This is a genomic window from Agromyces binzhouensis, from assembly GCF_042672355.1.
In the GTDB taxonomy this organism is placed as follows: Bacteria; Actinomycetota; Actinomycetes; order Actinomycetales; family Microbacteriaceae; genus Agromyces; species Agromyces binzhouensis.
The window spans coordinates 61,971-73,848 of record NZ_JBHXVJ010000010.1 but is presented as its reverse complement, the minus strand read 5'-3'; the positions used below and the strand labels follow the sequence as shown (position 1 = coordinate 73,848).

At 70.4% G+C, this 11,878-nt stretch carries 9 protein-coding genes; 7 read left to right on the top strand and 2 right to left on the bottom strand.

All coding sequences use genetic code 11. The features are described from left to right. The first annotated feature begins 11 nt into the window (after positions 1 to 11). Genes ACFVHK_RS16385 through ACFVHK_RS16365 form a run of 5 tightly spaced genes read left to right on the top strand, consistent with a single transcriptional unit; the run spans position 12 to position 5,907 of the window. On the top strand, positions 12 to 890 hold the full coding sequence (locus ACFVHK_RS16385) for a branched-chain amino acid ABC transporter permease (RefSeq protein ID WP_376929748.1): 879 nt from the start codon (positions 12 to 14) through the stop codon (positions 888 to 890). Next, positions 887 to 2,827, top strand: coding sequence for a branched-chain amino acid ABC transporter ATP-binding protein/permease (locus ACFVHK_RS16380; protein WP_376929747.1), 1,941 nt, complete (start codon positions 887 to 889; stop codon positions 2,825 to 2,827). The genes ACFVHK_RS16385 and ACFVHK_RS16380 overlap by 4 nt, the downstream gene beginning before the upstream one ends. After that, positions 2,824 to 3,606 carry an ABC transporter ATP-binding protein gene (locus tag ACFVHK_RS16375; protein WP_376929746.1) on the top strand — a complete coding sequence of 261 codons (783 nt, stop codon included), beginning with the start codon at positions 2,824 to 2,826 and terminating at the stop codon, positions 3,604 to 3,606. The genes ACFVHK_RS16380 and ACFVHK_RS16375 overlap by 4 nt, the downstream gene beginning before the upstream one ends. A gap of 4 nt (positions 3,607 to 3,610) precedes the next feature. Next, a complete protein-coding gene (locus ACFVHK_RS16370) occupies positions 3,611 to 4,579 on the top strand; it encodes an NAD(P)-dependent oxidoreductase (RefSeq protein ID WP_376929745.1) in 969 nt (322 codons plus the stop codon). Continuing rightward, a complete protein-coding gene (locus tag ACFVHK_RS16365) occupies positions 4,576 to 5,907 on the top strand; it encodes a M24 family metallopeptidase (RefSeq protein ID WP_376929744.1) in 1,332 nt (443 codons plus the stop codon). The genes ACFVHK_RS16370 and ACFVHK_RS16365 overlap by 4 nt, the downstream gene beginning before the upstream one ends. Positions 5,908 to 5,982: 75 nt before the next feature. On the opposite strand, the gene ACFVHK_RS16360 is transcribed toward ACFVHK_RS16365, so the two are convergent. Beyond that, positions 5,983 to 7,359: an NADP-dependent succinic semialdehyde dehydrogenase gene (locus ACFVHK_RS16360; protein ID WP_376929743.1), complete on the bottom strand. Its 1,377-nt coding sequence runs from the start codon at positions 7,357 to 7,359 to the stop codon at positions 5,983 to 5,985. A gap of 38 nt (positions 7,360 to 7,397) precedes the next feature. Then, the gene (locus tag ACFVHK_RS16355; RefSeq protein WP_376929742.1) at positions 7,398 to 8,093 is read right to left on the bottom strand and encodes a GntR family transcriptional regulator; all 696 of its coding nucleotides are present in this window, start codon (positions 8,091 to 8,093) and stop codon (positions 7,398 to 7,400) included. Positions 8,094 to 8,316: 223 nt separating this feature from the next. On the opposite strand from ACFVHK_RS16355, the gene ACFVHK_RS16350 reads away from it, so the two are divergent. Continuing rightward, positions 8,317 to 10,506 carry an alpha-ketoacid dehydrogenase subunit alpha/beta gene (locus ACFVHK_RS16350; protein WP_376929741.1) on the top strand — a complete coding sequence of 730 codons (2,190 nt, stop codon included), beginning with the start codon at positions 8,317 to 8,319 and terminating at the stop codon, positions 10,504 to 10,506. After that, complete coding sequence (locus ACFVHK_RS16345; RefSeq protein ID WP_376929808.1) at positions 10,506 to 11,864, top strand: dihydrolipoamide acetyltransferase family protein; 1,359 nt, start codon at positions 10,506 to 10,508, stop codon at positions 11,862 to 11,864. Before ACFVHK_RS16350 ends, ACFVHK_RS16345 begins: the two co-directional genes overlap by 1 nt. The last annotated feature ends 14 nt before the right edge of the window (positions 11,865 to 11,878 follow it).

Genomic DNA, 11,878 nt, shown 5'->3' with positions numbered 1-11,878 from the left:
GGGTCGATCTCATGAACCTCATCCAAGCGCTCATCTCGGGGCTGCTCGTCGGCGCGGTCTACGCGCTGATGGCATCCGGCCTCACCCTGGTGTTCGGCGTGATGCGGGTGATCAACCTCGCCCACGGCGCGTTCGCCATCCTCGCCGCCTTCCTGACGTTCAGCCTCTGGCAGTGGTTCGGCCTCGACCCGCTCGTGAGCATCCCGATCCTCACGGTCGTGATGTTCGCGGTCGGCTGGCTCGCCTACGTGCTGATCGTGCGGCACGTCCGCAGCAGCCACGTCAGCATGTCGGTCCTCGCGACGTTCGGCATCGCACTGCTCCTCGAGGGCGTCATGGGATTCGTCTGGGGCAACCAGTCGGCGGCCGTGCGCACCGCGTACACGGATGCCTCGATCACCGTCGGTCCGTTCTACGTCCCGACCGCCACGCTCATCGCGGCGGGGATCGCGGTCGTGGTGCTCGTCGGCCTGCACCTGCTCCTCGACCACACCTGGGCGGGACGCGCCATCCGCGCCTCGTCCGCGAACGAGAGCGGGGCGCTGCTCGTCGGCGTCAGCGTCAAGGCGATCGCGGCGACCACGTTCGGCATCGGGATCGCGACGCTCGGCGCCGGAGGCGCCATCATCGCCGCGACCTACCCGTTCATCCCGGGCAGCCACTACCAGTGGATCGCCAGGCTGCTCGCGATCGTCGTCCTCGGCGGCCTCGGAAGCCTCCCGGGTGCGGTCATCGGGGCGCTCGTCATCGGCGTCGCCGAGCAGCTCGCCACGCTCTGGCTGGGTGCGTCGTGGGTGGTCGCAGTGCCGTTCCTCGTGATCTTCATCGTGCTGCTCGTCCGCCCCCAGGGCATCCTCGGGCAGCGACTCAGAGAGGATGCCGTCGCATGAGCATCGACAAGGGCTCGGCCTACACGACCAATCTCCCGGTCCCGCCGGACCGGTCCACGGACTCGGTGCCGGTCTGGGCGCGGCCCCGGACGATCCGCATCGCCACGATGCTCGTGCTCTCCATCGCGACCGTCGTGCTGGTGCTCTTCCCGCTCTCGCCGAGTCGATCGGCGCAGAACACGGTGATCATCGCCCTCGTCTTCGCCATCGGCGCCGTCGGGCTCAACATCATCACCGGCTACGCCGGCTACCTGTCGCTGAGCCAGTTCGCGTTCGTCGGCATCGGGGCGTACACGGTCGCGATCCTCGCCCGCGCGGTGCCCGACGTGTCGCCGTTCGCCTGGGTGGCGGTCGGCGGCGTGCTCTCCGCGGCCATGGCCGCCCTGCTCGGGCTCGTGACCTACCGCTCACGGGGTCCGTCGTTCGTGATCATCACGATCGCGTTCCTCTTCCTCGTGCAGTTCGTCGCGATCGAGTGGGACGAGCTCACGAACGGCACCGCCGGCATCACGATGCCGTTGCCGGACTGGCCGCGCGAATGGGGCGACTGGCCGTTCCACATCGCGCTCGTCATCCTGCTCGGCCTGTCGCTGCTCATGAGCTGGTGGATCCGCCGCACGAAGTTCGGGCTCGGGCTCATCGCCATCCGCGAGGACGAGGGCAAGGCCGGCACGGTCGGCGTGAACGCACCGATCTACAAGGTGCTCGCGTTCGCCGCGAGCGCGCTCTTCGTGGGCATGGCGGGCGGGGTATACGCCTACTACCTCGGGTTCGTCGACCCGATCAACATGTTCTCGATCCTGTTCAGCGTGCAGATCGTGCTCTCCGTCATCCTGGGCGGACGCGGGACGCTGTTCGGCCCGGTGCTCGGCGCCTTCCTCATCGAGCCGTTGAACACGTTCGCGAACAACCTGTCGATCGGTCCGCTGCAGGGCGGCGGCAACCTCCGTCTCGTGCTCTTCGGAAGCCTCCTCCTGGTCCTCGTCGTGCTCCTGCCCAAGGGCATCCTGCCTTCGCTGCAGGGCCTCATCGAGCAGGCGCGGACCAGGGGACGCGTCGGGCTCTCCGGCGCACGTCTCGCGCCCTCGCCGCTGACGACGATCTCGACGACCGAGCGAGTCGCACCGCCGGCCGAGCCGGCCCGCCCGCTCCTCGAGGTGCGCGGCGTCTCCAAGGCGTTCGGCGGCAACCGGGCCGTCGACGACTGCACCTTCACGGTGCCCGAGGGGTCGATCACAGCGCTCATCGGGCCGAACGGCTCGGGCAAGACGACGGTGTTCAACCTCGTCTCGGGAACGCTGCCGCTCGACGCGGGCGAGATCCTGCTCGACGGCGAGCGCATCGAGAAGGTCCCGTCCTGGGGCCGGGCGCACCGCGGCATGGGACGGACGTTCCAGATCACCCGCCTCTTCCGGGAGATGACGGTGCTCGAGAACATCGTGACGCCCCTGCGGAGCTTCTCCGTCCCGCAGCTCGGGCTCGGTGCCGTCAGCGGCAGCGAGGCGGCCCGAGCGATGGAGCTGCTGGACTTCGTCGGCCTGTCGGCGTACCGCGACGCCAAGGCGGGGTCGCTGTCGTACGGCCAGCAGAAGCTCATCGAGCTCGCCCAGGTACTCGTGCTCGATCCGAAGCTGATCATGCTCGATGAACCTGCCGGCGGCATCAACCCGACCCTGATCGAACGGATGGGTGAACTCATCCGGGACCTCAACCGCCAGGGCAAGACCTTCCTGCTGGTCGAGCACAACATGCCGTTCGTGCTCGGGCTGTGCGATCCGATCCGGGTGCTCGCGAAGGGCCACGTGATCGCGGAAGGCGATCCCGACCGCATCCAGAAGGATCCCGCCGTGATCGACGCGTACCTCGGCGACGACTACCTGCTCGAGGGGCGACCGGCGTCCGCCGGGGACTCCATCACCGAAAGGAGCGTCCGATGATCCGGCTGCGCGGCGTCGTCGCCGGATACGGCGGCGGGAATGTCCTCCAGGGTGTCGACCTCGAGGTCGGCGCCGGGGAGCTCGGCTGCATCGTCGGTCCGAACGGGGCCGGCAAGTCCACCGTGCTCCGGACCGTGAGCGGCCTGCTGACACCGAGCAGCGGCACCATCACCCTCGACGGCGACGAGCTCACGGGCCTGGCGCCCGATGAGATCCTCGCCAGGGGCGTCGCGCAGGTGCCGCAGACGAACGGGCTGTTCACGAACCTGACGGTGCGCGAGAACATCCTGATGGGTGCCTACGTGATCCGACGCGAGCGCGCGCTCGTGCGCGATCGCCTCGCGCACGTGCTCGACCAGTTCCCGCTCGTGAAGAGCCGGCTCAACACGAGATGCGGCCTGCTCTCCGGCGGCCAACGGCGCATGGTCGAGTTCGCCCGGTCGCTCATGCTCGATCCGAAGCTCGTGCTGCTCGACGAGCCGTCGCTCGGCCTCGATCCGAGGTCGCTCGGCGTCATCGACGAGTCCGTCTCCGTCATGCGGGAGCGCGGGACCGCGATCCTCATGGTCGAGCAGAACGTGCGGTTCGGCATGCGCATGGCCACGACCGGAATCGTCATGGAGAGCGGCCGGGTGCTGCTGAGCGGCCCCGCAGCCGAGATCCTCGAGAACCCCGAGATCGCCGATCTCTACTTCGGCGGCGCCGTCGCGCACGGCAGCGATGCCGACGTCGACGACTCCGCCTCGTCCCGTCCCACCACCACCACCACGCAAGGATGATCTGATGTCCACTCCTCTCCCCACCATCGGCTGGATCGGCACCGGACGCATGGGCTCGCAGCTCGTGCACCGCCTGATCGACGCCGGGTACGACGTGACCGTCTACAACCGCACCGCGGAGAAGGCCCGGCCCCTCGTCGAGAAGGGCGCCACGTCCGTCGCCCGACCCGTGGACCTGGCCGATCGCGATCTCGTGTTCACGATGGTCTCCGCACCGAAGGACCTCGCCGAGGTCACCACCGGACCGAACGGCCTGCTGACGCATCCCGAGCACGCGCCGAAGTACCTCGCCGACTCGTCGACGGTCTCGATCGCGGCGAGCGAGGTGCTCCGCGCCGCGGCGGCGGAACGCGGCGCCGAACTGCTGGCGACGCCGGTCAGCGGGAATCCCGCCGTCATCGCGGCGGGCAAGCTCACCGTCGCCGCATCCGGGCCTCGCTCGGCGTTCGACGCCGTCGAGCCCGTGCTCCAGCACTTCGGCCGGGGCGTGACCTACGTGGGCGAGGGCGAGGTGGCGCGGCTCGTGAAGATCGCGCACAACGTCTTCCTGGGCGTCGTCACGCAGTCCCTCGCCGAGATCACGGTGCTCGCCGAGAAGGGCGGCGTCAGCCGCGAGGCCTTCCTGGGCTTCCTCAACGACTCGGTGATGGGGTCCGTCTTCACGCGCTACAAGACGCCCGCGTTCGTGAACCTCGACTTCACGCCGACGTTCACGAACGTGCTCCTGCAGAAGGACTTCGACCTCGGGCTCGAGGCAGGGCACGAGCTCTCCGTGCCCATGCCGATCGCCTCGGCGACGCGAAACATCGTGGCCCAGGAGGTCGGCAACGGCAACGTCGAGCTCGACTTCGCCACCCTGCTGCTCACGGTGGCACGCGGGGCCGGCCTCGAGCTGCGGCCCGAGGACGTGGACGTCACCGACGGGCTGGAGGCGGAGTCGGCGCCGGCATACCTCATGGAGCAGGTCGGATGACGATCCTGGACGACGACCCCCGGGCGCACGGCGCCCGGGGGGGCTCCCGGTTCGAGCGGCCGTCGCCGCGGCCGCCGGGCACGCGCCCACTCGGGGCGCCCGGCCAGGCCGGCGTCGACTACGAGCACCGCGTCGACTTCGACCGGCTGCGGAGGTACCGACTCGACCGCGCCAAGGCGGCCCTGGAGGCGAGCGAGTGCGGCGCGTTCCTGCTGTTCGACTTCTACAACATCCGCTACACGACGCAGACGTGGATCGGTGGCGCACTCGGCGACAAGATGATCCGGTACGCGCTCCTCATGCGCGGGCACGATCCGATCCTGTGGGACTTCGGCTCGGCGGTGCGGCACCACAAGCTCTACTCGGACTGGGTCCCGGATGACCACTACCGGGCCGGCTTCCTCGGCTTCAAGGGCGCCGTCGCGCCCGAGGGAGGTGCCGGGCTCATGCGCGACGCGGTCGCCGAGATCAAGTCGCTGCTGTCCGCGGCGGGTCTGGCCGATGCACCGCTCGGGATCGACCTCGTCGAGCCGCCCTTCCTGTTCGAGCTCGAGCGCCAGGGTCTCCGCGTCGCCGACGCGCAGCAGGCCATGCTCGACGCGCGGGTGATCAAGAACCAGGACGAGATCATGCTGCTGAACCAGGCAGCTGCGATGGTCGACGGGGTCTACCAGGACATCGTCGACGCCCTGAAGCCGGGCGTGCGCGAGAACGAGATCGTCGCGCTCGCGAACGCCCGCCTCTACGAGTACGGCAGCGACCAGGTCGAGGCCGTCAACGCGATCTCCGGCGAGCGGTGCAACCCGCACCCGCACAACTTCACCGACCGGATCATCCGGCCCGGTGACCAGGCGTTCTTCGACATCATCCACTCGTTCAACGGCTACCGGACGTGCTACTACCGCACCTTCGGCGTGGGGTGGGCGACCGAGAGCCAGCGCGACGCCTACAAGCAGGCGCGCGAGTGGATGGATCTCGCCCTGGACGAGATCCGGCCGGGCGTCGGCAGCGACGACGTGGCCAAGGTGCTTCCCAAGGCGACCGACTTCGGGTTCGACAATGAGCTCGCGGCGTTCGGCCTGCAGTTCGCGCACGGACTCGGGCTCGGCCTGCACGAGCGCCCGATCATCTCGCGACTGAACTCCCTGAAGGACCCGGTCGAGCTCCGAACCGGCATGGTGTTCGCGATGGAGACGTACTGCCCCGCTTCCGACGGGACTTCGGCGGCGCGGATCGAGGAGGAGGTCGTGGTCACCGACTACGGCATCGAGGTCCTCACGCGGTTCCCCGCGCAGGAGTTGTTCGTCGCGAACCCCTACTCCTACTGATGCAACCGAGGCGCATGAGGAAGGGCCCGGCCGGTCGGCCGGGCCCTTCCTCGTGCGCGATGCGATCGGTGCCGGTCAGCCCTTCCAGACCGTCTTGAGGTTCGTGAACTCGCGGATGCCGGCGGCGGCGAGCTCACGCCCGTAGCCGGAGGCCTTGATACCGCCGAACGGCAGTTCCGGGTAGGAGACCGTCATCCCGTTCACGAACACGGCGCCCGCGTCGAGTGCGCCGATGAACCACGCCTCCTCGTCGGGATCGTTCGTCCAGACCGCAGAGCTCAGGCCGAAGGTCGTCTGGTTGGCGATGCGCACGGCCTCGTCGCGGTCGGCCACGCGGTACAGGGACGCGACGGGTCCGAACGCCTCCTCCTGCACGAGTCGCGCTTCGTCGGGCAGGTCGGCGAGCACGGTGGGGGCGTAGAACCACCCGGCGCGGTCGGGCACGGTCCCCCCGGCCAGGACGCGGGCGCCCTTCGAGACCGCGTCGTCGACGAGCTCGGCGAGCTCGTCGCGACCCGAGCGCGTGGCGAGCGGGCCCACCTCGACCGACTCGTCGAGCGGGTCCCCGACGCGGAGCGCCGCCATCTTCTCGGCGAATCTGCGTGCGAACTCGTCGTACACGTCTGCGTGCACCAGGAACCGCTTGCCGGCGATGCAGGACTGGCCGTTGTTCGACACGCGCGCGTTCACGGCCGTCGTGGAGGCGGCGTCGAGGTCGGCGCTCGGCATCACGATGAAGGGGTCGGAGCCGCCGAGCTCGAGCACGGCCTTCTTGACGGCCCGTCCCGCGGCGGACGCGACGGCACGTCCCGCCGGTTCGCTGCCGGTGAGGGTCACCGCCTTCACCCGCGCGTCGGCGATCACGGCGTCGACCTCGGCCGAGCCGATCAGCAGGGTGCGGAACGAGCCCTCGGGGAAGCCGCCGCGCTCGAACAGGGTGTCGAGGTAGAGGGCAGACTGGGGGACGTTCGACGCGTGCTTGAGCACGCCGGCGTTCCCGGCCATGAGCGCGGGCGCGGCGAAGCGGACCACCTGCCAGAGCGGGTAGTTCCAGGGCATGACGGCCAGGACGACTCCGAGCGGCTCGTATCGCGTGTAGGCGCTGGATGCTCCGACGGTCGAGGGGTCGTCGAGCGGCTCGTCGGCGAGGAAGCGCTCGGCGTTGTCGGCGTAGAAGCGCATGTTCCGGGCGCACTTGAGCACCTCGGCGCGGGCCTGCGATATGGGCTTGCCCATCTCGACGGTGAGCGTGCGCGCCAGTGGTTCGACGTCGGCCTCGATGGCGTCCGCGCTCGCCCGCATCCAGTCGGCGCGCTCGGCGTACGTCGTGGACCGCAGCGTCCGCGCCGCAGCATCGGCCTGCGCGAGTCGTCGCTCCACCTCGGCGGCGTCGTGCGGCTCGAACTGCCGCACGGACTCGCCCGTTGCGGGGTTGACGGTGGCGATGGGCATGGGTGTCTCCTTCTCTCGGCCGTGCGGTGCGCTGGCGCTCACCGCACGAAGATCTCGGGATGCCGCGCGAGCGCGAGCCGCGTGCGACGGATGTGATCGGCGAGGACGCGCTCGGCCTCTTCGGCGTCGCGTCGTCGGATGGCCGCGACGATGAGCCGGTGGTCGTAGTGGGCGCTACGGTCGCCGTCGGACTGGAACAGCCGCGTGAACGCGCGCCGGTAGTGCTGCGTGCGGTTCCACAGCTGCGTGACGGAGTCGCCGAGCGTGATGGTCGTCGCAGCGGCGTAGGTGGCGAAGTGGAACCGGCGGTCGAGTGCGAGGAACTCCTCCGTGTCCCCGGCCTCCTCCATCTCGCGGGCCAGCTCGTCGAGCTCGTCGGCCGTGTCCTCCGTGAGCAGCGGCACGTTCATGGCCAGCAGCAGCGGCTCGAGTCGCTCGCGGACGCGGTAGAGCTCGTCGCACTCGGCGGGTTCGAGCGCGGAGACCCACGCGCCGGTGTTCGCGACGAGGGTGACGAGGCCCTCGGCTGCGAGCATCCGCAGTGCCTCGCGCACCGGCAGGCGGCTCGCCCCGTGGCGACCCGCCACCTCCTCCTGCCGCACACGGTCGCCCGGGGCGTACTCGCCGGCGAGGATCGCGTCGCGGAGCCCGGCAGCGATCCGGGCGGCTGCCCCGCCGTGGCCGCTGAGGGTGGACTCGAGATCGCCCGGTCCGACGAGGGGCCGCGGGCTCATCGTCCGGGCTCCGCCGCGAGAGCCGGGACCCGGTTCGTCATCTGGACCCGCATATGGCTCTCCTCGTCAACGAAGTAGTTATTGGATCCATTGTGCACCAGGAATCGACGAATAGTCCAGTGGATGTGTGACGCAACGGTTGTATTGAATCCAATCTGAGGGTACCTTCTGTGGTCACGGCCCACGCAGGGCGGGCTGTGCACGAGCGAGGAAGCGGGCCGAGATGCCGAGACGACGACGTTTGCAGACCGGGGTCGACTGGATCGAACTGACGACCACCGCGGCGGACTGGGATCGCGCCGACCCAGACCTCCTCCGGACCATGCTCGGGCAACTCCACCTCATCCGCGCCTTCGAGGAGGCCGTGCTCGAGCTCGCCGCCGAGGGCCTCGTGCACGGGCCGGCGCACTCGAGCATCGGCCAGGAGGGCGGTGCGGTGGGATCGATCATCGGCCTGCGCACGACCGATGCCGTGAACGGCTCGCATCGCGGGCACCACCAGTTCCTCGCGAAGGTGATCGGCCACGTGTCGAGCGGTCGGCTCGATGTCGCGTCCCTCGTCCCACCCGAGCTGCAGGCCGTGCTCCAGCGCTCGCTCGCCGAGATCCTCGGGCTCGCCCAGGGCTTCTCGGGCGGTCGCGGCGGCTCGATGCACCTCCAGTGGCTGGAGGCGGGCGCGCTCGGCACGAACGCGATCGTCGGTGGCGGCGCTCCGCTCGCCACGGGCAACGCCTGGGCGCAGAAGCACGCCGGCACCGACGACCTGTCGGTGAACTACTTCGGCGACGGCTCGGCGCAGATCGGCTCGGTCCTCGAGTCGATGAACCTCGCGGCGGCGTGGAACCTCCCGGTCTGCTACTTCATCGAGAACAACCTCTACGCCGTCTCGACGCACGCCGAGGAGGTGACCGCGGATGCACGGTTCTCGGTGCGCGGCCAGGGATTCGGCATCCCGTCCTGGCGGGTCGACGGCATGGATCCGCTCGCCGTGCACCTCGCCATGAACGAGGCGGCCGAGCGCATGCGCAGCGGTGACGGGCCGACGATCATCGAGGCCCAGGTCTACCGCTTCCTCCACCAGAACGGCCCGTACCCGGGTAGCGCATTCGGTTACCGCACCAAGCAGGAGGAGGCCGGGTGGCGGGCCCGCGACCCGCTCGACCGCGTGGCCGCGGAACTGCTCCGACGCGGGCTCCTGGACGACGACGGCGTCGCCGACGTCCGCGCGCAGTCGCAGGCGGCGATGCGGTCCGCCATCGCCGCGCTCGTGGAGGACGATCCCGACCACGCGGGCACGCGGCGCATCCGCCCGGACCTCTGGCCGGACCCGGCGGTCGTCGACACGGGCATCCGCGGTGACGCGAGCGAGCTCGAGGGCCTCGCCGTCGCCGAGCCCCTCGACCACGACCGGGCGTGGCGCGACCTGAAGTTCGTCGAGGCGGTCGCCGGCGTGATGGATCGCCGCATGGAGGCCGATCCGCGCATCGTCCTGCTCGGCGAGGACGTGCACCACCTCAACGGTGGAACGAACGGCGCCACGAAGGGGCTCGTCGCGAAGCACGGCCCCGACCGCGTCATCGGCACGCCGATCAGCGAGAACGCCTTCAGCGGCCTCGGCGGCGGGATGGCGCTGGACGGCCGGTTCCGCCCAGTCGTGGAGTTCATGTACCCCGACTTCGTCTGGGTCGCTGCGGACCAGATCTTCAACCAGATCGGCAAGGCGCGCCACATGTTCGGCGCCAACAACACCGTGCCCCTCGTCCTCCGGACGAAGGTCGCGATGGGCTCGGGCTACGGGTCGCAGCACCTGATGGACCCGGCGGGGATCTTCGCCACGGCCGCGGGATGGCGAATCGTCGCGCCCTCGGACGCCGCCGACTACGTCGGCCTCATGAACGCCGCGCTCGCACTGGAGGACCCCGTCCTCGTGATCGAGCACGTCGACCTCTACGGACGCGCCGATCGCGTGCCCGAGGGACCGCTGGACTACGTCATCCCGCCCGGCACTGCGGCGATCCGGCGACAGGGGTCCGACGTGACGGTGATCAGCTACCTCTCGATGGTGCACCACAGCGTCGAGGCGATCGAGCAGACCGGCGTCGACGCGGAGCTCATCGACCTGCGCTGGCTCGACCGGGCGTCGCTGGACTGGGACACGATCGGCGCGAGCATCAGGAAGACCAATGCCGTGCTCATCGTCGAGGAGGGCGCTCGCGGCACCTCCTACGGGGGCTGGCTCGCGGACGAGATCCAGCGCCGCTACTTCGACTGGCTCGACCAGCCGATCGAGCGCGTCACCGGCGGCGAGGCGAGTCCGAGCATCTCGAAGGTGCTCGAGCGGGCCGCGATCGCACGGACCGAGGAGATCGTGGCCGGGCTCGAGCGCGTCCGCGCGGGAATGGGCGGTGCGTGATGGGCACGGTCGTCCGCATGCCCGCCGTGCTGGCGGGATCCACCGAGGCGGCGCTGCAGTCGTGGCTCGTCGAGGAGGGCGCGGAGGTGTCGCTCGGCATGCCCATCGCAGAGGTCGAGACCGAGAAGGCCGTCGTGGAGTACGAATCGGAGGCGGCGGGGACGGTCGCCGGGTTCCTCGTGCCCGTCGGCGAGAACGTCGAGGTCGGCACGCCGATCCTGGTGCTCGCCGAGCCCGGCGAGAGCGCCGAGGCGGCCATGCGCGCCGCCGGCGTCGAGGGGAGCGGGTCGACGGATGCGGCCGTGGAGACGACCACGGGACCGGAGTCGACCGCGGCGACCGAGCACGCGCCGACCGGCTCCGTGGCGGAGTCCGCGCGCGAACCCAGCCCCGATCCAGCGGCGAGCCGGGCGTCCGCTGAGACCGCCGGCACCGAGGCCGGCGACGCCCGACCCGAGCGACGGTTCGCGAGCCCGATCGTGCGCCGGATGGCGCGCGAGCGCGGCCTCGACCTCGAGGGAGTCCGCGGCACGGGGCCGGGAGGGCGCATCGTCCGACGCGACCTCGAAGCCGCCATCGCCGCCGAGCCCTCGACGGGATCGCGCTCGGAGCACTCGGCGTCGGAGGCCGCCGACAGGCCCGTTCCGGCCGAGCAGACGACGGACACCGCGCCTCCAGCCGGCGCCACCGACGTGCCGCTCACGGGGATGCGCCGCGCGATCGCCCGTCGACTCACCGAGTCGGTCACGACGATTCCGCAGTTCCAGGTCGTCGCCGACGTCCGGCTCGACGCCCTGCTCGGCATGCGAGCGCAGGTCGTCGAACAGGTGGGCGTGAAGGTGTCGGTCAACGACTTCGTCGTCAAGGCCGTCGCCGGCGCGCTCGTCGACGTGCCCGAGGCGAACGCGATCTGGACCGACCGCGCCGTCCGTCGCTTCGAGCATGCCGACATCGGCATCGCCGTCGCGATCGACGGCGGGCTGGTCACCCCGGTCATCCGTGCCGTCGACCGACTCTCGATGGGTGCGGTCGCCGCAGCGGGACGAGACCTCGCCGAGCGCGCGCGGGCCGGGCAGCTGCGCCAGGACGAGCTCGAGGGCGGGTCGTTCGCGGTCTCGAACCTCGGGATGTTCGGCACGAAGGAGTTCACCGCGATCATCAACCCGCCGCACTCGGGGATCCTCGCGGTCGGCGCGGCCGGGCCGCGCGCGATCGTGGTCGACGGCGAGGTGCAGGTCGCGACGGTGATGACCGTGACTCTGTCGGCTGATCACCGCGTGATCGACGGCGCGCTGGCGGCGCGCTGGATGGCTGCGCTCGTCGAGCGCCTCGAGCACCCGCTCGGCCTGATGCTCTAGCGGGGGCGGCGAGC